This is a genomic window from Streptomyces sp. NPDC059718 (assembly GCF_042733315.1).
GTDB lineage: Bacteria > Actinomycetota > Actinomycetes > Streptomycetales > Streptomycetaceae > Actinacidiphila.
Map to the genome: position 1 here is coordinate 343,753 of NZ_JBHWGA010000001.1, position 23,245 is coordinate 366,997.

General features: G+C 72.7%; 19 protein-coding genes. 15 read left to right on the forward strand and 4 right to left on the reverse strand.

The window, feature by feature from the left end; all coding sequences use genetic code 11:
- Positions 1 to 128 precede the first annotated feature (128 nt).
- The 4 genes from ACFV3E_RS01635 to ACFV3E_RS01650 form a co-directional block, all read right to left on the reverse strand.
- On the reverse strand, positions 129 to 2,669 hold the full coding sequence (locus ACFV3E_RS01635) for a transglutaminase TgpA family protein (RefSeq protein ID WP_500532990.1): 2,541 nt from the start codon (positions 2,667 to 2,669) through the stop codon (positions 129 to 131).
- A complete protein-coding gene (locus ACFV3E_RS01640) occupies positions 2,669 to 4,012 on the reverse strand; it encodes a DUF58 domain-containing protein (RefSeq protein ID WP_500532881.1) in 1,344 nt (447 codons plus the stop codon). Before ACFV3E_RS01640 ends, ACFV3E_RS01635 begins: the two co-directional genes overlap by 1 nt.
- 34 nt (positions 4,013 to 4,046) lie before the next feature.
- The gene (locus tag ACFV3E_RS01645) at positions 4,047 to 5,024 is read right to left on the reverse strand and encodes an AAA family ATPase (RefSeq protein WP_499511368.1); all 978 of its coding nucleotides are present in this window, start codon (positions 5,022 to 5,024) and stop codon (positions 4,047 to 4,049) included.
- A gap of 108 nt (positions 5,025 to 5,132) precedes the next feature.
- Positions 5,133 to 5,675, reverse strand: coding sequence for a beta-class carbonic anhydrase (locus tag ACFV3E_RS01650; protein WP_499511367.1), 543 nt, complete (start codon positions 5,673 to 5,675; stop codon positions 5,133 to 5,135).
- Between the two features lie 194 nt (positions 5,676 to 5,869).
- Here ACFV3E_RS01650 and mraZ point away from each other — a divergent pair, with 194 nt between their 5' ends.
- The 15 genes from mraZ (at position 5,870) to ACFV3E_RS01725 (ending at position 23,198) form a co-directional block, all read left to right on the forward strand.
- Positions 5,870 to 6,343, forward strand: coding sequence for a division/cell wall cluster transcriptional repressor MraZ (gene mraZ / locus ACFV3E_RS01655; protein WP_500532882.1), 474 nt, complete (start codon positions 5,870 to 5,872; stop codon positions 6,341 to 6,343).
- A gap of 156 nt (positions 6,344 to 6,499) precedes the next feature.
- Positions 6,500 to 7,468, forward strand: coding sequence for a 16S rRNA (cytosine(1402)-N(4))-methyltransferase RsmH (gene rsmH / locus ACFV3E_RS01660; protein ID WP_500329850.1), 969 nt, complete (start codon positions 6,500 to 6,502; stop codon positions 7,466 to 7,468).
- The gene (gene ftsL / locus ACFV3E_RS01665; RefSeq protein ID WP_500532883.1) at positions 7,465 to 7,902 is read left to right on the forward strand and encodes a cell division protein FtsL; all 438 of its coding nucleotides are present in this window, start codon (positions 7,465 to 7,467) and stop codon (positions 7,900 to 7,902) included. Before rsmH ends, ftsL begins: the two co-directional genes overlap by 4 nt.
- A 73-nt stretch (positions 7,903 to 7,975) precedes the next feature.
- Positions 7,976 to 10,360 carry a peptidoglycan D,D-transpeptidase FtsI family protein gene (locus tag ACFV3E_RS01670; protein WP_500532884.1) on the forward strand — a complete coding sequence of 795 codons (2,385 nt, stop codon included), beginning with the start codon at positions 7,976 to 7,978 and terminating at the stop codon, positions 10,358 to 10,360.
- A gap of 169 nt (positions 10,361 to 10,529) precedes the next feature.
- Positions 10,530 to 12,125 (forward strand): UDP-N-acetylmuramoyl-L-alanyl-D-glutamate--2,6-diaminopimelate ligase, encoded by a 1,596-nt coding sequence (locus ACFV3E_RS01675; protein WP_500532885.1) that lies wholly within the window; start codon positions 10,530 to 10,532, stop codon positions 12,123 to 12,125.
- A complete protein-coding gene (locus tag ACFV3E_RS01680) occupies positions 12,122 to 13,546 on the forward strand; it encodes a UDP-N-acetylmuramoyl-tripeptide--D-alanyl-D-alanine ligase (protein ID WP_500532886.1) in 1,425 nt (474 codons plus the stop codon). Before ACFV3E_RS01675 ends, ACFV3E_RS01680 begins: the two co-directional genes overlap by 4 nt.
- Positions 13,546 to 14,610 (forward strand): phospho-N-acetylmuramoyl-pentapeptide-transferase, encoded by a 1,065-nt coding sequence (mraY, locus tag ACFV3E_RS01685; RefSeq protein ID WP_500370088.1) that lies wholly within the window; start codon positions 13,546 to 13,548, stop codon positions 14,608 to 14,610. Before ACFV3E_RS01680 ends, mraY begins: the two co-directional genes overlap by 1 nt.
- Before the next feature lie 80 nt (positions 14,611 to 14,690).
- The gene (murD, locus tag ACFV3E_RS01690; RefSeq protein WP_500532991.1) at positions 14,691 to 16,100 is read left to right on the forward strand and encodes a UDP-N-acetylmuramoyl-L-alanine--D-glutamate ligase; all 1,410 of its coding nucleotides are present in this window, start codon (positions 14,691 to 14,693) and stop codon (positions 16,098 to 16,100) included.
- Between the two features lie 40 nt (positions 16,101 to 16,140).
- On the forward strand, positions 16,141 to 17,541 hold the full coding sequence (ftsW, locus tag ACFV3E_RS01695) for a putative lipid II flippase FtsW (protein WP_500532887.1): 1,401 nt from the start codon (positions 16,141 to 16,143) through the stop codon (positions 17,539 to 17,541).
- A gap of 6 nt (positions 17,542 to 17,547) precedes the next feature.
- Positions 17,548 to 18,639 (forward strand): undecaprenyldiphospho-muramoylpentapeptide beta-N-acetylglucosaminyltransferase, encoded by a 1,092-nt coding sequence (gene murG / locus ACFV3E_RS01700; protein ID WP_500532888.1) that lies wholly within the window; start codon positions 17,548 to 17,550, stop codon positions 18,637 to 18,639.
- Between the two features lie 184 nt (positions 18,640 to 18,823).
- The gene (locus tag ACFV3E_RS01705; RefSeq protein WP_500532889.1) at positions 18,824 to 19,597 is read left to right on the forward strand and encodes a cell division protein FtsQ/DivIB; all 774 of its coding nucleotides are present in this window, start codon (positions 18,824 to 18,826) and stop codon (positions 19,595 to 19,597) included.
- Positions 19,598 to 19,843: 246 nt separating this feature from the next.
- Positions 19,844 to 21,064, forward strand: coding sequence for a cell division protein FtsZ (ftsZ, locus tag ACFV3E_RS01710; protein ID WP_500532890.1), 1,221 nt, complete (start codon positions 19,844 to 19,846; stop codon positions 21,062 to 21,064).
- Between the two features lie 15 nt (positions 21,065 to 21,079).
- A complete protein-coding gene (gene pgeF / locus ACFV3E_RS01715) occupies positions 21,080 to 21,820 on the forward strand; it encodes a peptidoglycan editing factor PgeF (RefSeq protein ID WP_500372772.1) in 741 nt (246 codons plus the stop codon).
- The gene (locus ACFV3E_RS01720; RefSeq protein WP_500532891.1) at positions 21,792 to 22,553 is read left to right on the forward strand and encodes a YggS family pyridoxal phosphate-dependent enzyme; all 762 of its coding nucleotides are present in this window, start codon (positions 21,792 to 21,794) and stop codon (positions 22,551 to 22,553) included. Before pgeF ends, ACFV3E_RS01720 begins: the two co-directional genes overlap by 29 nt.
- Positions 22,554 to 22,616: 63 nt before the next feature.
- Complete coding sequence (locus ACFV3E_RS01725) at positions 22,617 to 23,198, forward strand: cell division protein SepF (RefSeq protein ID WP_018557119.1); 582 nt, start codon at positions 22,617 to 22,619, stop codon at positions 23,196 to 23,198.
- Positions 23,199 to 23,245 lie beyond the last annotated feature (47 nt).

Below are 23,245 nucleotides of genomic sequence, written 5' to 3' on the forward strand. Positions count from 1 at the left end.
TCCTTGCGTGGGCCGGCGGGAGTGCGGCAGGCGGCCCGCCGACAAGCGGCACCGCACACCGCCGCGCGCCGCTCGTGGGGACCGGACCCCTGGGGGCCGGCCGACCGGCCGGCCCCCAGCCAGGGGCCTCAGGAGCTCCGGCGCTGCCGCAGCGGTCGCATCACGGCATCGCCCGCACCGCGCAGCCGGGCCGAGAAGCGGTCCGAGGCCGCCGACCAGCGCTCCGCGGACCGCCAGACGACCCGGACCGTGGAACGCGGCAGCAGCACGGCACGGATCCGCGTCATGACGTCCGCGTTCCTGCGCAGCCCCTCCCGCACCAGCTGGACGTCCTTCGCGGAGCCCGTGTTCGTCGGCGGTCGCGGTGAGAACAGGGCCTGCTCCACCGCGGTCGCCAGACGCTGCGCCGCCTCCGCCGAGGGCCCTTCCAGGCCGCCGTCGCGGACGAGGCGCGCCGCGACCCGGCGCGGGGTCTCGGACTCGTCGGGCCGCAGACCGTAGTCCCAGGCGGTGTCGATCAGCTCCAGCCAGGCCGCCAGGGTCCGGGCACCGTCCCGGGCGCCCATGGCGTCCAGCTCGCCGGCGGTCAGGCCCTGCGGGGCCCCGCCCTGCCCGTCGGCTCCCGCCGTGCCCCGGGCGCGCCCGGTGAGCTCCAGCCACGCCGCCAGGGCCGCCGGGTCCTGGCCGCCGCCGCGCAGCCGCTGGAAACGCTGCCTGCGCCGCCAGAGCAGCGGCAGCAGCAGGACCAGGACCACCAGCGGCACCACGGCCCAGGCGAGGACGCGCAGCGTCCATGTGACGATCCGCGGCCACAGCCGCTCGTCCTCCGTGCCGACGCCCGAGGCCTGCCCCAGGGGGTCGCAGTTGCCGAGCTGGGCGTCCTTGCCCAGGCAGGACGGGGAGACGGTCGGGCCGGTGCTGGCCCCGGCCCCCGCGGACTGCTCAGGGGTGTCGGGCGCAGCGGGCCCGGAGTCGGAGGTGGCCGCCTCCTGGGTGTAGCCCGGCAGGGTGCCGCGGGTCGGCGTGGGCTCGAACCGCGTCCAGCCGACGCCCTCGAAGTACACCTCGGGCCAGGCGTGCGCGTCCTTCAGCCCCACCGCGTACGCACCGTCCGACTCCGAGGTGCCGGGCGTGAAGCCGACCGCCACCCGCGCGGGGATGCCCAGGGTCCGCGCCATCGCCGCCATCGTGAAGGCGAAGTGGATGCAGAACCCCTCCTTGTTGCGCAGGAAGCGGGTGATGGCCTGCACGCCGCTGCCGGAGCGCACCGAGGTGTCGTACGAGAAGGCGCCCGAGGTGAACCACCGCTGCAGCGCGAGGGCCCGCTCGTAGTCGTTGGTGGCGTCCTTGGTGACCTCCAGGGCCGTCTGCGCCACCACCGCGGGCAGCGAGTCCGGCACCTTCGTGTACTCGGCCCGCAGCCGGGCGTCCGCAGGCGGCGCGCTCGCCAGCTGCTGCGCGGTCGGCTCCAGCGCCAGGCTGCTGACCTGGTAACGGGTGTCCGAGGTGGTCTGGCCCCGGTCGCCGATGATGGTGCGGCCCGTGGGCTCGAAGCGCCAGCGCCCGTCGACCTGCACCTGTGTGGCCGGGTACGGCAGCGGCAGCCACATCTGGACGTAGCTCTTGTCCGCCGCGACCGAGGTGGTGACCTCGGTGGCCTTCACGTCGGGACCGAGCCCCTGGGGGCTGGGCAGCACCTTGGGCACGCCGGTGAGGGAGCGCTGTGCGGGCTCCCACTTGTCACCGGTGAAGTGGTCGAGCGCCACGATCCGCAGGTACATGTCCGCGTTGGAGACGGCGTTCGTCCGGTACCGGAGCACGACGCGGTCGTCCGGCTGGTTGAGGTTGTCCTGGAGCGCGACCACGGGGTTGACCGCGGAGATCGTGCCGCCGCCGCGCCCGCTGCCCGTGCCCGAGCCCCCCGTCGGCAGCAGCCCCACGCCCATCGAGGGCAGCGCCGCCGGCGCCACCAGGGCGACGCCGAGCGCCATCGCCCCTATGCGGCGCCCGGTCCGCACCGGGGCCACCGCCCCGGTCGGTCCTCCGTACCCGGCGCGCGCCCCGGACCCGACGCCGCCGAAGACCCGGCCCCAGCGCGAGATCCGGTCCCGGCCCTCGGCCAGCAGGAGCAGCAGGTAGCCGACGGCGGCCAGCAGGAAGTACGGCCAGCGGGTGCCGTCGCTCCCGGCCAGCCCCGCCGCGATCGAGTACAGGGCCAGCAGCGGCAGCCCGGCCGGGGCCGCGCTGCCGTAGGTCACCGCCAGCGCGTCCACGGTCAGCCCGATCAGCAGCACGCCGCCGAGCAGCAGCAGCCGGATGCCCGGGGTGACCGGCGCCGGGATGGCGAACTGGGTCACGTCCTGCATCGCGGACGTCAGCAGGTTGCCGAACTGGGTGTACGCCGCGGGCCCCGGCAGGAACCCGAGCAGGGCCTGTTCCCCGGCGAACATCAAGGTGAGCACGAGCAGCGTGACCACCGCCTGCGCCAGCACGGTCAGCGGGCGGGCCAGCGGCACCCGCCGGGCCAGCGCGCCCACCCCGGTCTGCAGCGCCACCAGGAAGGCGGCCTGCAGGATCCACGAGTTCGGCGTCGCCAGCGGCAGCAGCGAGCAGGCGGTCATCAGCGTCGCCGCCGCCGCGCAGACCGCGAGCCGTCCTCGTCCGCTCATCATCGCGTCCCCGCCTCCTCACGCGACCGGTACCGGTCGGCGCGCTGCCACAGGTCGGGCAGCCCGTCGCCGGCGGCGGCCGGGAGCACCGTCCAGCCCGCCTCGTGCAGCATCCGCACGGCCCGGGCCGAGCCGTCCTCCGGTGCGTCCGCGTCCGTGCCCGTCCGCGGCGCCTCGGGCCGTCCCGTCCCGTCCTCGTCCAGCGCCCCCCAAGCGGCGCTGTCCAGGACGAAGGCGACGGCGGCCCCCGCCCGCTGCCTCATCCGCCCCGCCATCGCGGCCTGCTCCTCGTCGAGGTCCCCGAAGAAGGCCACTAGCAGGCCCTCGCTGCCCGTGCGCAGCACGTCCAGTGCACGGGAGAGCCCGGCGCCGTCCGAGTGGTCGACCACGGCCAGGGTGTCCAGCAGGGTGCCGGCCGCGTCGGAGGAGTCGGTGCCGCCGAAGCCGTCGTTCCCGGGCACCGTGCTGCCGGTGTCGGTGAGCAGCCGTACGGAGTAGCCGCGCTCCAGCATGTGCATCGCCACCGAGGCCGCCCCGGACACCACCCACTCGAAGGCCGAGTCCGGCCCGGCGCCGAAGTACGCCACGGCCCGGGTGTCCAGCAGCACCGTGCACCGGGCGCGGTGCGGCTGCTCCTCGCGGCGCACCATGAGCTCGCCGTACTTGGCGGTCGAGCGCCAGTGCACCCGGCGCAGGTCGTCGCCGTGGCGGTAGCCGCGCGGGATCACGTCGTCCTCGCCCGCCAGGGTCAGCGCGCGGGTGCGGCTCTCCCCGTAGCCGGAGGAGTCGCCCTTGAGCTTGACCGGCGGCAGCGGCTCCACGCGGGGCACCACGGTCAGGGTGTCGTACGCGCTGAAGGAACGGGTCAGCTCGCACATGCCGAAGGGGTCGGTCAGGCGCAGCTGCAGCGGCCCCAGCGGGTAGCGCCCGCGCAGGTCGGAACGGACCCGGTAGGACACCTCGCGGTGGCCGCCGGGCTCCACCCGGTCCAGGATGAAGCGGGGCCGGGGCCCCAGCACGTACGGCACCCGGTCCTGGAGCATCAGCAGGCTGGTGGGCAGCCGCGACACGTTGTCCACCCGCAGGTGCACCCGCGCCTCGGACATCGCCGGCACGCGCGAGGGCGACAGCCGGCGGCTGCCGGCGACGCGGTAGCGCGTGCGGTGGAGCACGGCCACGCAGACCAGTGGCAGCACGGCCAGCAGCAGGCCGACCCGCAGCAGGTCCGGCTGCCCCAGGACGTAGGCGCAGACGGCCGCCGCGATCCCCGCGGCGAGGAACGAGCGGCCCCGCGTGGTGAGGCCGCCCAGGGCGGCCCGGAAGCCGCTTTCACGCTCGGTCACGCGGCACCTCCAGCGCCCCCGCCCGTCGTCCGGGTCACCGGCTGCCGTACGGGTCGGGGACCGGCGTGCGCTGCACGATCTCCGCGACGACCTGCTCCGGGGTGCGCCGGTTCAACTGGGCCTGCGCGGTCGGCAGCAGACGGTGCGCCAGCACGGCGCCGGCCAGCGTCTGGACGTCGTCCGGGAGCACGTAGTCCCGGCCGTCCAGGGCCGCCGCGGCGCGGGCCGCGCGCACCAGGTGCAGTGTGGCGCGTGGGGAGGCGCCGAGTCTCAGGTCCGGGTGGTCCCGGGTGGCCGAGACCAGGCTCACCGCGTAGTGCCGCACGGCCGGGGACACGTGAACCGTCCGTACCGCGTCGACGAGTTTGACGATCTCGTGCGCGTGGGCGACCGGCTGCAGGTCGTCCAGCGGGCTGACGCCCGCGTGCACGTCGAGCATCTCCAGCTCGGCCTCCATGCTGGGGTAGCCGATGGAGACCCGGGCCATGAAGCGGTCCCGCTGCGCCTCGGGCAGGGGATACGTCCCCTCCATCTCCACCGGGTTCTGGGTGGCGATGACCATGAAGGGGCTCGGCAGCGGGTAGGTGCTGCCGTCGATGGTGACCTGCCGCTCCTCCATCGACTCCAGCAGCGCCGACTGCGTCTTGGGCGACGCGCGGTTGATCTCGTCGCCGACGACGATCTGCGCGAAGATCGCGCCCGGCTTGAACTCGAAGTCGCGGCGCTGCTGGTCGAAGACGCTGACCCCGGTGATGTCCGACGGCAGCAGGTCCGGCGTGAACTGGATGCGCCGGACCGAGCAGTCGATCGACCGGGCCAGCGCCTTGGAAAGCATCGTCTTGCCGACGCCGGGGACATCCTCGATGAGCAGATGTCCCTCGGCGAGCAACACCGTCAGCGCAGTCCGTACGACCTCGGGCTTGCCCTCGATCACGTTCTCCACCGACCGGCGTACGCGGTCCGCCGTGGCAGTCAGATCGCTGAGGCTCGCTCGCGCGTCATAGGTCGTCACCCGGTTCTCCTCGGCCCGTTCCTAGGGACACGGTCATCCCTGGACCGGCCCTCCCCGTTACACGAAGCATTCTCCCCTTCAACTATGCTCCGCGTCACTCCGCTTCCGTTACTCGTTTGTGATTTCGCGCAGCAGGCCGGTGTGCACGTCGAACACAAACCCCCGCACATCGCCCGTGTGGGTCAGGAAGGGGGACGTCCGGACCCGCTGCATCGACTGCCGTACATCCTGGTCGACGTCACGGAAGGACTCCACCGCCCAGGTCGGACGCTGGCCCACCTCCTCCTCCAGCTCCGTGCGGAACTCCTCGGTCAGCGACTCCAGGCCGCAGCCGGTGTGGTGGATCAGCACGACCGAGCGGGTGCCCAGGGCGCGCTGGCTGATGGTCAGCGAGCGGATGGTGTCGTCGGTGACCACGCCGCCGGCGTTGCGGATGGTGTGGCAGTCGCCGAGCTCCAGGCCCAGCGCCTTGTGCAGGTCGAGGCGGGCGTCCATGCAGGCGACCACGGCCACCTGCAGAACGGGGCGGGCGTCCATGCCGGGGTCGCGGAACTGCTCCGCGTAGCGCCGGTTCGCCTCGACCAGCCGGTCGGTGACGGACGCCGTGCCGGTGCCGGCGGGAACCGCGGACTCATGCGCGTTTATCGACATGACACGACCGTAGAGGGCACGGTCTCTTCCGACCTGCTGTGGGGTCCGGCAAATCTCGGTCAAACCGGTGCACTGTGAGGTAACCCACAGGCGTCTCGCGCGCTCGCCCGTGCGGGTGATTCGGGCACGGACACCCACGAGGGCGCCCGTGCCAGGGCAGGCTTCTCGTTGACCGTGGGGGCCGGTGGAGTAAAGTGGCGCGAAGTGGGTCGACCAACCTGGTGCGGGAGGTGCGGATGTTCCTCGGGACGTACGCGCCACGGCTGGACGACAAGAGCCGGCTGGTCCTCCCCGCGAAGTTCCGCGAACAGTTCGCGGACGGCCTGGTCATCACCAAGGGCCAGGAGCGCTGTCTGTACGTATGGCCGGTCGAGGGCTTCCACGCCCTCACCGAGGAGCTGCGCAGCGCCCCCCTCACCTCCAGGGCGGCCCGCGACTACATGCGCGTGCTCTTCGCCGGCGCCCATGACGAGGTCCCCGACAAGCAGGGCCGCGTCACCCTCCCGCAGCCCCTGCGCGACTACGCCGGACTGCGCCGCGACTGCGCGGTGATCGGCGCCAACACCCGGGTCGAGGTGTGGGACGCGGTGGCCTGGGAGGACTATCTGGCGGGTCAGGAAGACGCCTTTTCGGCGTTGTCCCAGGAGGTGCCTCCCGGCTTACTGTGACCTCGCCCGTAGCCTGATGGCTCACGTACGAGTACGTGACGCTCGGCCTCCTCCCGCTCCCCGGTCCGCTGGCACTCCTTCCCCGGTGCCAGAAGGCCGCCCACGAGCGGGCGGGGACCCAGTGGTACGTCCCCGCGAGCAGATGAGAAGGGCTTCATGAGCACCACCCCGTCCGAGCCACGCCACGTCCCGGTCATGCTGGACCGCTGCCTGGACATGCTGGCGCCCGCCGTCGAAGCGCCGGGCGCCGTGGTCGTGGACGCCACCCTCGGCCTCGGCGGGCACAGCGAGGCACTGCTGCGGCGGTTCCCCGAGGTCCGGCTGGTCGCCGTCGACCGCGACCCCGCCGCGCTCAAGCTCGCCGGTGAGCGGCTCGCCCCGTACGGCGACCGGGCCACCCTCGTGCACGCCGTCTACGACGAGATCCCCGAGGTGCTGGAGCGGCTCGGCGTCCCCAAGGTGCAGGGCGTCCTGTTCGACCTGGGCGTCTCCTCCATGCAGCTGGACGAGGCCGACCGCGGCTTCGCCTACGCCCAGGACGCGCCGCTGGACATGCGCATGAACCAGACCGCGGGCATCAGCGCCGCCGAGGTCCTCAACACCTACCCGCCGGGCGAGCTGGTGCGGGTGCTGCGCGACTACGGCGAGGAGAAGTTCGCCCGCAAGATCGTGGAGGCGGTCGTCCGCGAGCGGGCACGCGAGCCCTTCACCACCAGCGCCCGGCTGGTCGAGCTGATCCGCGAGGCGCTGCCGCAGGCCGCCAAGCGGACCGGAGGCAACCCGGCCAAGCGCACCTTCCAGGCGCTGCGGATCGAGGTCAACGGGGAGCTGACGGTGCTGGAGCGCGCCATCCCCGCGGCCGTCGCCACGCTCGCCGTGGGCGGCCGGATCGTCGTGCTGTCCTACCACTCCCTGGAGGACCGCCTCGTCAAGGGCGTCCTCGCCGCCGGCGCGGCCATCACGGCACCGCCCGGGCTGCCCGTGGTGCCGGAGCAGTACCAGCCGCGGCTCAAGCTGCTCACCCGCGGCGCCGAGCTGCCCACGGAGGACGAGATCGCCGCCAACCGCCGGGCCGCCCCGGCGCGGCTGCGCGGCGCCCAGCGGATCCGCGAGGCCCTGGCGTGAGGCGGCGCACCTCGGCGGCGCGCTCGCCCTTCGTCCTGCTGATCGTGCTGCTGCTGGGCGGCGGCCTGATCACCCTGCTGCTGCTCAACTCGGCGGTGAACCGGGACTCCTTCAAGCTCAGCGAGCTGCAGAAGAAGACCACCCAGTACACCGACGAGGAGCAGGCGCTGCAGCAGGAGGTCGACCAGTACTCGGCGCCGGACGCGCTGGACGAGCAGGCCCGCGACCTGGGCATGGTCCCCGGCGGCAACCCGGCCTTCCTCGCCCCCGACGGCACCGTCCTGGGCCGCCCCGGCGCCGCGCCGTACGTGCCGGCCCCCAGCCCGAGCACGGCGCCCGCCACCGTCGCGCCCAGCGGCTCCGCGGCCGCCTCCCTGGGCCCGACGACGTCCGCCTCCGCCAAGCCCAGCACGAGCCCCGAGGAGACCCCGTGACCGCTGCTCCGGGGCCCCGTGCCCTCCACCCGCCCCGATCCGCCCGTCCGGCCGGCCGGGAAGGTGCCGGGGCGTGGTGACCCGCGACGGGGAGCCGCCGCGCGAGCGGGGCGACCGCGGCGAGCGGGGCGAACGGCGTGACCGGGCCGACCGGGAGAACGGCGCCGGCCGCCCGGGGCCCGACGCCCGGGGCCGTGGCGGCCGCGGTGACGGCGACGGGGCCGCCCCCCGGCGCCGCCAGGTGCCCCGGGGACGCGACGGCGACGCCGGAGCGCCCGCACGCGGCGGCGAGACCGGCGAACCCCGCCGCAGGACCGCGCCCGGGCCGCAGGCGGGGGCACGCCGGCCCGCCGCACGCGGCGCGCGGCCGCGTGACGACGGCGGCCGGACCGCCCGCGAGCCGGGCCGCGACCCGCGCGCCCGCAGGCCCACCCCGCGCCGCGAGGGATCCGGCGCGTCCGGCACGTCCGGCAGCGCCGGCACCTCCGGCGTGCCGCACGGACGCACTCCCGGGGCCCGCAGGCCGGCGGCCGGCGGACGCGACGCCAGGGGCGCCCGGGACCGGGCCGGCCGCGGGGCCGTACCGCCGCGGCGCAGGCCCCCGCGCCCGGTCACGCCGGCCGGTGCGCCGCTGCTGCGGCTGGGCCGGCCGCGGCCGCGCCTGCGGCTGGTCAGCTTCGCGCTGACGCTGGTGATGCTGACCTTCGTGATCCGGCTCTTCCAGGTGCAGGCCGTGGACGCCGCGACCTACGCCGCCAAGGCCGAGGTCAACCGCAACGTCAAGGTGACCCTCGCCGCCGAGCGCGGGACGATCACCGACCGCAGCGGGGTCGACCTGGCCACCACCGTCGACGCGTACGACATCACGGCCGACCCGATGCTCTTCACCCCCAAGTACGCGAAGGCCAAGGACGCCCCGGCGCGCGCCGCCGAACTGCTCGCGCCGATCGTCGACGGCGACCAGAAGAAGATCGCCAGGCAGCTCGCCAACTACCCGGGGTCCCGCAACGAGATCATCGCCCGGCAGCAGTCGCCGCAGGTCTGGAACCAGATCAAGGACCTGCAGAGCGCGCTCGCCGACCGGGCCGAGAAGGGCGACGGCGTCAACTACCTCGCCGGGGTGTTCCGGCTCCGGCACGCCAAGCGCGTCTACCCCGCGAGTGACCTCGCGGCGGGCGTGATCGGCTGGGTGAACGCCTCCGGCGCGGGCGGCGGCGGCCTGGAGAGCCGCCTCGACAAGGCACTGGCGGGCAAGGACGGCACCGTCACCTACGCCCAGTCCGGCGGCCGCCGGGTGCCCACGGCCAGCGTGCAGGAGCGCGCCGCCGAGCCCGGCACCGACGTGGAGCTGACCCTGGACCGGGACATCCAGTGGGCCGCCCAGCGGGCGATCACCCAGCAGGTGAGGGCGTCCGACGCCGACCGCGGCTACGTGATCGTCCAGGACACCCGCACCGGGCAGGTGCTGGCCATGGCCAACGCCCCCGGCTTTGACCCCAACGACCTGACCCGGGCCGACCCCACCGCCCTCGGCAACGCCGCGCTGCAGGACGCGTACGAGCCCGGCAGCGTCAGCAAGCTGATGTCCATGGCCGCGGTCCTCGACGAGGGCGTGGCCACCCCGGACACCCACGTCACGGTGCCCGGCACCCTGCCGCGCGCCGACCGCGTCTTCCACGACGACGTGGACCACGGCACCTGGCACCTGACCCTGAACGGGGTGCTCGCCAAGTCCAGCAACATCGGCACGATCCTGGCCGCCGAGCAACTCGGCAAGAACCAGAAGCAGGCCAACCGCGTCCTCTACTCGTACCTGAGGAAATTCGGCATCGGGCGGCCCACGGGGGTCGGTTTCCCCGGCGAGACGCCCGGCATCCTGGCGAGGCCGGACCAGTGGAACGCGTCCCAGCAGTACACCATCCCCTTCGGGCAGGGCCTGTCGCTGAACGCGCTGCAGGCCACCTCGGTCTACTCGACGATCGCCAACGGCGGTGTACGGGTCGAGCCCAGCCTGGTGCGCGGCACGACCGGCCCGGACGGCCGCTTCGTGCCGTCCCCGCAGGCGCCGAGGAGCCGGGTGGTCAGCGCGAAGACCGCCAAGACGCTCACCACCATGCTGGAGTCCGTGGTCGGCGACGAGCAGGGCACCGGCACCAAGGCCCGCATCGCGGGGTACCGCGTCGCGGGCAAGACCGGCACGGCCAACCGGGTGGACCCGGAAACGGGCACCTACAGCGGCTACACGGCCTCGTTCATGGGATTCGCCCCCGCCGACGACCCGCGGCTGACCGTGTCCTGCGTGATCCAGAACCCGACCCGCGGCAGTTATTTCGGTGGTCAGATCTGCGGCCCGGTGTTCAAGCGGGTCATGGAGTTCGCCCTGAAGTCCCTGCAGGCGGCGCCCAGCGGAACCAAGGCCCCGAACCTGCCGGTCGAGTGGGACCCCTCGAAGTCGTGACCGGCGAGCAGGGGAGGAAGGAACGGCGGCCGTGAACGGACACGACCCCACAGCGGAAGGCACGGGCGGTAGCCCCGCGCACGCGGACCGTACCGGAGGAAGCAGCAGGCCGGAAGCCCGGCGAGGGGCTTTTGGCCCGGAGCCCGGCCCGGCGGGTACTCTCACGGCCGTGTCACACGCCGATCAGTCCCCCCGCCCCGAACCGACGCAGCCGGGCGCACCCCGCCCCAGCCGGGTCCGGCCCGTACCGACCGCGGAACTGGCCGCGCGGCTGGGCGCGGAACCGCCCGCGCCGAGCGCCGCCCCGGTCACCGGGATCACGCACGACTCACGGGCCGTCCGCCCCGGCGACCTGTACGCCGCGCTGCCCGGTGCCCGCTTCCACGGTGCCGACTTCGCCCCGCAGGCGGCCGAACTGGGGGCCGCGGCAATCCTCACCGACCCGGCGGGCGCCGAGCGCGCGGCGGCGACCGGCCTGCCGGTGCTGACGGTCGGGGACCCCCGGTCGCGGATGGGGGAGCTGGCCGCCGAGATCTACGGCCGGCCGGGTGAGGACCTGCTGCAGATCGGGATCACCGGCACCTCCGGCAAGACCACCACCGCCTACCTCATCGAGGGCGGCCTGCGGGCGGTGCACGGCGGCAGGACGGGACTGATCGGCACGGTCGAGTCCCGGATCGGCGACGAGCGGATCAAGAGCGAGCGCACCACCCCCGAGGCCACGGACCTGCAGGCACTCTTCGCGGTGATGCGCGAGCGCGGGATCGAGTCCCTGGTCATGGAGGTCTCCAGCCACGCCCTGGTGCTGGGACGGGTGGACGGGGCGGTCTTCGACGTCGCCGTCTTCAACAACCTCAGCCCCGAGCACATGGAGTTCCACTCGGGCATGGAGGACTACTTCCAGGCCAAGGCGCAGTTGTTCACCCCGCGCCGCAGCAAGGCCGGCGTGGTCAACATCGACGACGAGTACGGCCGCCGCCTGGTCCGCGAGTCGCAGGTCCCGGTCACCACCTTCTCCGCCGACGGCCACCCCGACGCCGACTGGCGCGCCGAGCACGTGGTGACCGGGCCGCTGCGCTCCACCTTCACCGTCGTCGGCCCGGGCGGCGTGCGCATCGAGGCCGCCTCGCCCCTTCCCGGCCCCTTCAACGTCGCCAACGCCCTCGCCGCGATCGCCGCCCTGGCGGTGGCCGGGATCGACCCGCAGACGGCCGCCCAGGGCGTCGCCGCCGTTCCGGGGGTGCCGGGCCGGCTGGAGCGCGTCGACGCGGGCCAGCCGTACCTCGCGGTCGTCGACTACGCCCACAAGACCGACGCCGTCGAATCGGTGCTGCGGGCCCTGCGCAAGGTCACCAAGGGCAACCTGCACATCGTCCTCGGCTGCGGCGGGGACCGCGACGAGACCAAACGCGGCCCGATGGGCGCCGCCGCGGCACGGCTGGCCGACACGGCCGTGCTGACCTCGGACAACCCCCGCTCCGAGGATCCGCTCGCGATCCTCACCGCGATGCTGGCCGGAGCGGCCGGGGTGCCCGCGCACGAGCGGGGCCACGTCGTCGTCGAACCCGACCGGGCGGCGGCCATCGCGACCGCCGTCGCCCTGGCCCGGCCGGACGACACCGTACTGGTGGCCGGCAAGGGCCATGAGCAGGGCCAGGACATCGCCGGAGTGGTACGCCCCTTCGACGACCGAGAAGTGCTGCGCGCGGCCATCGAACGGGCCGCCGGCACACCAGCGCAGGAGAAGGACCAGGACCAGCTGTGATCCCACTCACCCTCGCCGAGGTCGCACACGCGGTCGGCGGGAGCACGTACGACATACCGGACCCGACGGTGCCCGTCACCGGGTCCGTGGAGATCGACTCCCGCAAGGTGACGCCGGGCGGCCTCTTCGTCGCCTTCCAGGGCGAGCACGTGGACGGTCACGACTACGCGGAGCGGGCCGTCGCGGCCGGAGCGGTCGCCGTACTGGCCGCCCGGCCGGTCGGCGTGCCCGCGATCGTCGTGGACGACGTCCAGGTCGCCCTGGGCGCACTGGCCAGGCACGTCATCGAAAGGCTCGGCGCGACCCTCGTGGCGCTGACCGGATCGGCGGGCAAGACCAGCACCAAGGACCTCACCGCCCAGCTGCTGCAGCGGCTGGCGCCCACCGTGTGGCCGCCCGGCTCGCTCAACAACGAGATCGGGCTGCCGCTGACCGCGCTGCGCGCCGACGCCTCCACCCGGCACCTGGTGCTGGAGATGGGCGCCCGCGGCATCGGCCACATCCACTACCTCACCGAACTGACCCCGCCGAGGATCGGCGTGGTCCTCAACGTAGGCACCGCCCACATCGGCGAGTTCGGCGGCCGAGAGCAGATCGCCCAGGCCAAGGGCGAGCTGGTCGAGGCGCTGCCGGAGGCCGCCGACGGCGGCGTCGCCGTACTCAATGCGGACGATCCCCTCGTACGCGCCATGTCCTCCCGCACCAAGGCGCGCGTCGTGCTGTTCGGCGAGTCCGCCGACGCCGACGTCCGCGCCGAGAATGTCCGCCTCAACGACCGAGGTCAGGCCGTCTTCACGCTCACAACGCCTACCGGGTGCAGCGAAGTGACCTTGCGCCTGTACGGTGAGCACCACGTGTCGAACGCGCTTGCCGCGGCCGCCGTAGCCCGTGAACTCGGCATGCCCGTCGAGGAGATCGCCACCGCGCTCTCCGAGGCGGGGACGCTGTCCCGCTGGCGCATGGAGGTCGTCGAACGGCCGGACGGCGTGACGGTCGTGAACGACGCCTACAACGCGAACCCCGAATCCATGCGAGCCGCCCTGCGCGCGCTCGCGGCCATGGGCCGTGCCGCCGAGGCACACGGGGGACGCACGTGGGCGGTGCTGGGCGAGATGGCGGAGCTCGGCGGGGAGGCCCTCGCGGAGCACGACGCTGTCGGACGGCTGGCCGTCCGGCTCAACGTCAGCAAGCTCGTGGCAGTCGGCGGCCAGGCGGCCGCCTGGGTGCAAATGGGCGCCTACAACGAGGGTTCGTGGGGTGAGGAGTCGGTGCACGTGTCCGACGCTGAGGCGGCGATCGACCTGTTGCGCAGTGAACTGCGTCCGGGGGACGTCGTGCTGGTGAAGGCATCGAGGGCGGTCGGCCTGGAGCGGGTCGCACTCGCGCTGCTCGACGGCGTCGAGGGCGGGGGCGCTGAGTAATGAACCAGATCCTGGTCTCGGGTGTTCTCGGTCTGTTCCTGTCCCTCATCGGCACCCCGATGCTGATCAAGCTGCTGGCCCGCAAGGGCTACGGCCAGTTCATCCGCGACGACGGGCCCAAGGAACACCACAGCAAGCGCGGTACGCCCACCATGGGTGGCATCGCCTTCATCCTGGCCACGCTCGTCGCGTACGCGCTCACCAAGGTCATCACCTCGGAGCGCCCGACGATCTCCGGCGTGCTGGTGCTCTTCCTCTTCACGGGTCTGGGCGTCGTCGGCTTCCTCGACGACTACATCAAGATCGTCAAGCAGCGCAGCCTGGGCCTGCGGGCCAAGGCGAAGATGGCGGGCCAGCTGATCGTCGGCATCACCTTCGCAGTGCTGTCGCTGCAGTTCTCCGACGCCCGCGGCGTCACCCCGGCCTCCACCCGGCTGTCCTTCACACAGGACTTCGGCTGGTCCCTGGGCCCGGTGATCTTCGTGATCTGGGCGCTGTTCATGATCCTCGCGATGTCGAACGGCGTGAACCTCACCGACGGCCTCGACGGCCTGGCCACCGGCGCCTCGGTGATGGTCTTCGCCTCCTACACCGTCATCGGCGTGTGGCAGTACGGCCAGTCCTGCTCCAACGTCATCACCGCGGGACCCGGCTGCTACGACGTACCGCACCCGCTCGACCTCGCGGTCGTCGCCGCGGCGCTGATGGGCGCCTGTTTCGGCTTCCTGTGGTGGAACACCTCGCCGGCCAAGATCTTCATGGGTGACACCGGCTCGCTCGCGCTCGGCGGCGCCCTGGCCGGTCTGGCCATCTGCTCCCGCACCGAGCTGCTGCTGGCGATCCTGGGCGGCCTCTTCGTCCTGATCACCCTCTCCGTGGTCATCCAGGTCGGCTCCTTCCGCCTGACCGGCAAGCGCGTCTTCCGCATGGCACCACTGCAGCACCACTTCGAGCTCAAGGGCTGGAGCGAGGTCCTGGTCGTCGTCCGCTTCTGGATCATCCAGGGCATGTGCATGGCCGTCGGCCTCGGTCTCTTCTACGCGGGCTGGGTGGCCGCGCAGTGACCTCGGCCCCCGGGCAGGAGCCCGGCTCCCGTCAGGACGGACTTCCGCCGGCCGCCGTCGAGGCGGCCGGGCGGCTCGGACTGCCGGGCCGCCGGGTCACCGTCGCGGGCCTCGGCGTCTCGGGCGTGCCCGCCGCCAAGGTGCTGCACGCCCTCGGCGCCCGCGTGACGGTCGTCAACGACGGCGACGACGAGCCGGCCCGGGCCCAGGCCGCCGAGCTGGAGGCGCTGGGCGTCACCGTGCGGCTCGGGGACGGCCGGACCCTGCCCGAGGGCACCGAACTGATCGTCACCTCGCCCGGGTGGAAGCCCACCAGCCCGCTCTTCACGGCCGCCGAGGCCGCGGGCGTGCCCGTGTGGGGCGATGTGGAGCTGGCCTGGCGGCTGCGCGGCCCCGGGGCGGCGCCCTGGCTCGCCGTCACCGGCACCAACGGCAAGACCACGACCGTGCAGATGCTCGCCTCCATCCTGAGCGCTGCGGGCCTGCGCACCGCGGCGGTCGGCAACATCGGCACGCCGATCCTGGACGTCGTCCTGTCCGGGCAGGAGTACGACGTCCTCGCCGTGGAGCTGTCCAGCTACCAGCTGCACTGGGCCCCCTCGGTGCGCCCGCACTCGGCCGCCGTCCTGAACCTCGCCCCGGACCACCTCGACTGGCACGGCTCGATGGAGGCCTACGCCGCCGACAAGGGCCGCATCTACGAGGGCAACAAGGTCGCCTGCGTCTACAACCTCGCGGACCCCGCCACCGAGGCGCTGGTCCGCGAGGCCGACGTCGAGGAGGGCTGCCGCGCGATCGGCTTCGGCCTCGGCAGCCCCCGGCCCTCGGAGTTCGGGGTCGTCGAGGGCATCCTGGTCGACCGGGCCTTCGCGCCCGAGCGGCACAAGAACGCCCAGGAGCTGGCCGAGGTCGCCGACGTGCACCCGCCGGCCCCGCACAACATCGCCAACGCCCTGGCCGCGGCCGCCCTCGCCCGCGCCTTCGGCGCCCCGCCGGCCGCCGTCCGGGACGGGCTGCGCGCCTTCCGGCCCGACGCCCACCGCATCGCCCACGTGGACCGGATCGACGACGTGGACTACGTCGACGACTCCAAGGCGACCAACACCCACGCCGCCGAGGCCTCCCTCGCCGCCTACGAGCACATCGTCTGGATCGGCGGCGGCCTCGCCAAGGGCGCCACCTTCGACGAGCTGGTCAAGGGCGCGGCCAAGCGGCTGCGCGGCGCCGTGCTGCTGGGGGCGGACCGCGCCCTCATCCGTGAAGCGCTCGCGCGACACGCCCCCGAGGTCCCGGTCGTCGACCTCGACCGCACCGACACTGGGGCGATGGCGGCGGCCGTCCACGCCGCGCGGGACCTCGCCCACCCGGGGGACACGGTGCTGCTGGCACCGGCCTGCGCCTCGATGGACATGTTCGCGGACTACAAGGCTCGCGGAAACGCCTTCGCGCAGGCCGTACGGGATCTGCGGGCGCCCGGCGCCGGGCAGTAGCCGGGGCCGCTCCGGCACGCACCGCGACCTAGGAGGGGACATGACGGCAGCCGACCACGGTGACGCCTCCGGTTCTCGTTCCCGCAACGCCCTGAAGGCGCCCGGCCGCCCCCCGCGGGCGGCGTCGTCCCGGCCCGGGGCGGCCGCCTCCGGGGCGCGCACCCCCGGTGGGAAGGCGTCGCGGGGCAGCGCGCTGCGCGGCGCCAGGGTCGTCCTGGACCGCGCCATGCGGGCCTGGGACCGCCCGCTGACCGCGTACTACGTCATCCTCGGCAGCAGCCTGCTGATCACCGTGCTCGGCCTGGTGATGGTCTTCTCCGCCTCGCAGATCAAGGCGCTGGAGTACGGGCTGCCGTCCACGTACTACTTCCGCAAGCAGCTGTTCGCCGCCGTGCTCGGCACCGGCCTGCTCGTCGCGGCCTCGCGGGTTCCGGTGCGGCTGCACCGGGCGCTGTCCTACCCGCTGCTCGTCGGCTCGGTCTTCCTCATGGCCCTGGTCCAGGTGCCGGGGATAGGGCAGTCCGTCAACGGCAACCAGAACTGGCTCTACCTCGGCGGCCCGTTCCAGCTGCAGCCCAGTGAGTTCGGCAAGCTCGCGCTCGTCCTGTGGGGCGCGGACCTGCTGGCCCGCAAGGAGGACCTCAAGCTCCTCGTCCAGTGGAAGCACCTGCTGATCCCGCTGGTGCCGGTGGCCTTCCTGCTGCTCGGCCTGATCATGCTCGGCGGTGACATGGGCACCGCGATCATCCTCACCGCGATCCTGTTCGGCCTGCTGTGGATCGCCGGTGCCCCCACCCGGCTGTTCGCGGGCGTCCTGGGGGTCGCGGGGATGATCGGCTTCCTGCTGATCAAGACGAGCGGCAACCGCATGGACCGGCTGGCCTGCATCGGGGCCACCGACGTCACTCCCGGTGGCGGCTGCTGGCAGGCCGTGCACGGGATCTACGCCCTGGCCTCGGGCGGATGGTTCGGTTCCGGACTCGGCGCGAGCGTGGAAAAATGGGGTCAACTGCCCGAACCGCACACCGACTTCATCTTCGCCGTGACCGGGGAGGAACTGGGGCTGACGGGGACGCTGTCGGTGCTCGTCCTCTTCGCGGCTCTAGGCTATGCGGGTATCCGCGTGGCCGGTCGTACGGAGGAGCCCTTCGTCAGGTTTGCCGCGGGAGGCGTGACGACGTGGATCACGGCGCAGTTCGTGGTCAACATCGGTGCGGTGCTCGGCCTGCTGCCGATCGCCGGTGTCCCGCTCCCGCTGTTCTCCTACGGGGGCTCGGCCCTCCTGCCGACCATGTTCGCGATCGGGCTGCTCATCTCCTTCGCGAGGAGCGAGCCCGCCGCGCGAGCGGCACTCAACGCGCGGGGGCCCGGCTACTGGCCGGGGGCAATGACACGGACGATGAGGCGGTTCGTCAGACGGCGACCGTCCGGAGAGCGGTGAATTTCGGTGCATGTCGTACTCGCCGGTGGGGGGACCGCCGGCCACATCGAGCCCGCGCTCGCGCTCGCCGACGCCCTGCGCAGGCAGGACCCGACCGTGGGGATCACGGCACTCGGCACCGAGCGGGGTCTGGAGACCCGGCTGGTGCCGGAACGCGGCTACGATCTGGCGCTCATCCCGGCCGTCCCGCTGCCGCGCAAGCCCACCCCCGAGCTGATCACCGTCCCAGGGCGGCTGCGCGGCACCATCAAGGCCGCCGAGCAGATCCTGGAGCGGACCAAAGCCGACGCGCTCGTCGGCTTCGGCGGCTACGTCGCCCTGCCCGGCTACCTGGCCGCCAAGCGGCTCGGCGTGCCGATCGTGGTGCACGAGGCCAACGCCCGCCCGGGCCTCGCCAACAAGATCGGCTCCCGCTACACCGGCTACGTGGCCGTGAGCACCCCGGACAGCAAGCTCCGGCACTCCCGCTACGTCGGCATCCCGCTGCGCCGGTCCATCGCGACCCTCGACCGCGCCGCGGTCCGCGCGGAGGCGCGTGCCGCCTTCGGCCTCGACCAGAACCTGCCGACCCTGCTGGTCTCCGGTGGTTCCCAGGGCGCCCGGCGGCTCAACGAGGTGATCGCCTCCGTCGCCCCGCGCCTGCAGCAGTCCGGCGTCCAGATCCTGCACGCGGTCGGCCCGAAGAACGAGCTCCCGCACGCCGACAACATGCCCGGCATGCCGCAGTACGTCCCGGTCCCCTACCTGGACCGGATGGACCTCGCGTACGCCGCCGCCGACATGATGCTCTGCCGGGCCGGCGCCATGACCGTCGCCGAGCTCTCCGCCGTGGGCCTGCCGGCCGCGTACGTCCCGCTGCCGATCGGCAACGGCGAGCAGCGGCTGAACGCGCAGCCGGTCGTCAAGGCGGGCGGCGGCGTCATCGTCGACGACGCGGACCTCAGCGCGGAGTGGGTGCTCGGCAACGTGCTGCCCGTCCTGACCGATCCGCACCGTCTGTACGAAATGTCGCGCGCCGCGGCCGAGTTCGGCCGCCCGCACGCCGACGAGCTGCTCGTCGGCATGGTCTACGAGGCGATCGCCGCCCGCCGCGGCTGAACCCCGGTGCCGGCCGGGCACCTCCGGCACCCCCGGCGGGCGACGCCGGGGGTCCCCCGTGCTCCGTTGGGGTCACGGGGGAGGAGGCCCGGCCCGCCGGGCGGCGCGCGGCCGCCCGGGCACCCAGCACGACGACTAGCCTGCCCGGAAGCGCAAGGCAGTTCCGACGACCCCGGAGGCGAACGTGGCCGTACCGACGACCGTCGAGGCGGCCGGCGAGCAGGACGGCGGGACCGAGCGCCCGCCGCGGCGGAGCCGGCGCCTCATCGTCCTGACGGCGCTCGCCGCGGCCACCGTGCTGGGCGGCACGGGCACCTGGCTGTTGTACGGCTCCGCCTGGCTGCGCGCGACGCAGGTCCGCGTGACGGGCACGGAGGTGCTCTACCCCGACGAGGTGCGCGACGCCGCGCAGGTGCCCCTCAACGGGCCGCTGGTTTCCGTGGACACGGACGTGATCGCCCGCCGGCTGAAGGCGCGGCTGCCGCGCATCTCCGCCGTGGAAGTGGAGCGTTCGTGGCCGCACGCGATCACGCTGAAAGTGACGGAGCGAACTCCCGCCGCCCTTGTGAAAGGTGACGGGTACTTCGTCGAAGTCGACGCGGACGGCTTCCGGTTCGACGAGCGGGACACTCCTCTCAAGGGTGTCCCCATCATCGAATTGAGGCCTGACCGCGACTCCGCGAGCTACCGTCTTTTTGGGACAAAACGACTATTGGCGGCGGCGGTTCAGGTCGCGGCGGACCTGCCGAAGGCCGCATACCGGGACGCACAGCTCATCGATGTGCGCTCATATGACGACATTACGGTCGAACTGACCGGTGGGCGTGCGGTGATGTGGGGGAGCGCGGATCGAGGGGCGGAGAAAGCGGTTGCCCTCACGGCGCTGATGAAAGTCGAGCACGATGCCGAGTTCTTCGACGTGAGCGCCCCAACATCCCCTGCTGCGTCGGACGGTTGACGTCCCAGCCTTCTGTTCGACACCCTGGTTGGTCCGGCTCTGGCGTGATCACATAGGGTCAAAAGAAAAACGGGAGGTTCGGCGTGTTCGTTGAACGCGAACCGCTTGTCGATTTAGTGTCCTGTCCCAAAGGCAGTGCGGGACAGACATACTGGTAACCCTAAACCTCAGGGTTAGGGTTCGGATCGGCCGGCCTTCCCGACGGTCCCCACAGGTATACGTAACTCGAGGCGAGAGGCCTTCGACGTGGCAGCACCGCAGAACTACCTCGCAGTCATCAAGGTCGTCGGTATCGGCGGCGGTGGCGTGAACGCCATCAACAGGATGATCGAGGTCGGTCTCAAGGGCGTCGAGTTCATCGCGATCAACACCGATGCACAGGCCCTGCTGATGAGCGACGCCGACGTCAAGCTGGACGTCGGCCGTGAACTCACGCGTGGACTCGGCGCCGGGGCCAACCCGGACGTCGGCCGGAAGGCCGCCGAGGACCACCGCGAGGAGATCGAAGAGGTGCTCAAGGGCGCCGACATGGTCTTCGTCACCGCGGGCGAGGGCGGCGGCACCGGTACCGGCGGCGCGCCCGTCGTGGCCAACATCGCCCGCACGCTGGGCGCCCTCACCATCGGTGTGGTCACCCGGCCGTTCACCTTCGAGGGACGCCGCCGGGCCAACCAGGCCGAGGACGGCATCGCCGGGCTGCGCGACGAGGTCGACACCCTCATCGTGATCCCGAACGACCGGCTGCTGTCCATCTCGGACCGCCAGGTGAGCGTGCTGGACGCCTTCCGCTCCGCGGACCAGGTGCTGCTCTCCGGTGTCCAGGGCATCACCGACCTGATCACCACCCCCGGTCTGATCAACCTCGACTTCGCCGACGTGAAGTCCGTGATGTCCGAGGCGGGTTCGGCCCTCATGGGCATCGGCTCGGCCCGCGGGGACGACCGCGCGGTCGCCGCGGCGGAGATGGCCATCTCCTCGCCGCTGCTGGAGGCGTCCATCGACGGCGCCCGGGGCGTACTGCTCTCCATCTCCGGTGGCTCCGACCTCGGCCTGTTCGAGATCAACGAGTCGGCCCAGCTGGTCAGCGAGGCCGCCCACCCCGAGGCCAACATCATCTTCGGTGCGGTCATCGACGACGCCCTGGGCGACGAGGTCCGGGTCACCGTCATCGCGGCCGGCTTCGACGGCGGGCAGCCGCCGACCCGCAACCGCGACAAGGTGCTCGGCTCGTACTCCTCCCGCGAGGAGAACTCCCCGTCGTCGCCGGCCCGTCCGGCCACCCAGGCCACCGAGCCGGCCCGCCCGGCCTTCAGCGGCCTGGGCAGCGTCACCCAGCGTGAGGAGGGGCCGAAGCCGGAGCCGGTGGCCGAGGTGCCCGCCCAGCCGATCGCCCCGCAGGTTCCCCCGGCGCGTCCGTACCAGGACACCGCCGCCGAGGAACTCGACGTACCCGACTTCCTGAAGTAAGCACAGTCACACGTGATAACGCTCAACCACGCACGTCCGGGCGGCGCCCACTTCGCCTTCACCGACAGGTGGGGCGGGGTGAGCGCCGCTCCGTACGACAGCCTCAACCTCGGCGGCGCGGTCGGTGACGACCCGGCCGCCGTCCGTTCCAACCGTGACCTCGCCGCACGCGGGCTGGGCCTCGACCCCGCCCGGGTGGTGTGGATGAACCAGGTGCACGGCAACGACGTCGCCATGGTCGCCGCCCCCTGGGCCGACGGCCGGGTCCCGGAGGTGGACGCCGTCGTCACCACCCGGCCCGGACTCGCCCTCGCGGTCCTGACCGCCGACTGCGTCCCGGTCCTGATGGCCGACGCGCACGCCGGGGTGGTGGCCGCGGCCCATGCCGGCCGCCCGGGTCTGCTGGCCGGGGTCGTCCCGGCGGCGGTCGAGGCCATGGTCGGCCTCGGCGCCCGCGCGGAACGGATCACCGCGATGACCGGCCCCTCGGTCTGCGGCGCCTGCTACGAGGTGCCCGAGGCGATGCGCGACGAGGTCGCCGCCGCCGTCCCCGAGGCCCGGGCCACCACCAGCTGGGGCACCCCCTCCCTGGACATCGCCACCGGAGTGCACGCCCAACTTGCCCGGCTGGGTGTCCCGATGGGTGAGAAATCCCATATTTGTACGATGGAGTCCGGAGACCACTTCTCGTACCGCCGTGAGCGGACCACCGGACGACTCGCGGGATATGTCTGGCTGGACGGCCCGAGTGACTGACCGTACGCAAGAGCGAAGGGCCGAGCTGGCCGGGAACCTGGCAGCGGTCGAGGAGCGCATCGCGGCGGCCTGTGCGGCGGCCGGCCGGGCGCGGGACGAGGTGACCTTGATCGTGGTCACCAAGACCTACCCGGCGAGCGACGTGCGGATCCTGTCGGAACTCGGCGTCCGCCAGGTCGCGGAGAACCGCGACCAGGACGCCGCCCCCAAGGCGGTTGCCTGTGCGGACCTGCCGCTGACCTGGCACTTCGTGGGCCAGCTGCAGACGAACAAGGTGCGCTCGGTGGTCCGCTACGCGGACGTCGTGCACTCGGTCGACCGCCTCCGGCTGGTCGACGCGCTCTCCGCGGCCGTCATGAAGTCCGAGCGGGCCGACCGCGAACTCGGCTGCCTGGTCCAGGTCGCGCTCGACGCCGAGGCCGGGGCGCAGGGCGCCCGCGGCGGAATCGCACCCGATGCCGTCGAAGGGATCGCCGAAACCGTCGCGGCCGCCCCCGGACTGCGCCTTGACGGACTGATGACGGTCGCACCGCTGGCGGGCCCGTACGCGGGTCAACCCCGCGCCGCCTTCGATCGGCTGGCGGAAATCGCATCCTGCCTGCGCGCGTCGCATCCGGCTGCAAACATGGTCTCGGCAGGGATGAGCGCGGACCTCGAAGAGGCCATCGCCGCCGGTGCGACACACGTACGCATCGGTAGCGCGGTACTCGGAGTCCGGACCGGGCTCGGGTAACGTCACCAAACAAGTCGGACCACACAAAAAATATGGTCTTTCCCCGCTGAGAGGACGCAGAGCATGGCCGGCGCGATGCGCAAGATGGCGGTCTACCTCGGCCTCGTGGAGGACGACGGGTACGACGGCCCGGGCTTCGACCCCGACGACGAGTTCGAACCGGAACCCGAGCCGGAGCGCTCCCGCCGACCGCACCAGTCCCACCAGCCACCACATCAGACACAACCGGAGGAACCGGCACGCATCGTGCATGCCCCGGCCCCCCGGGAACCACGGATCGCCGCAGTGGCATCCATCACACAAGAACGCCATAGCCTGGAGAAGAACGCGCCGGTGATCATGCCTAAGGTCGTGTCGGAACGAGAGCCGTACCGGATCACGACACTCCACCCCCGGACGTACAACGAAGCCCGTACGATCGGGGAACACTTCCGCGAGGGCACGCCGGTGATCATGAATCTGACGGAGATGGACGACACGGACGCGAAGCGACTTGTCGACTTTGCCGCCGGGCTGGTCTTCGGGCTGCACGGCAGCATCGAGCGGGTGACGCAGAAGGTGTTTCTGCTGTCGCCTGCTAACGTCGATGTCACGGCGGAGGACAAGGCCCGCATCGCCGAGGGCGGGTTCTTCAATCAGAGCTGAGATACGCAACCGTACGAAACCGGCCGCGAGGGCCATGGACGAGCAAG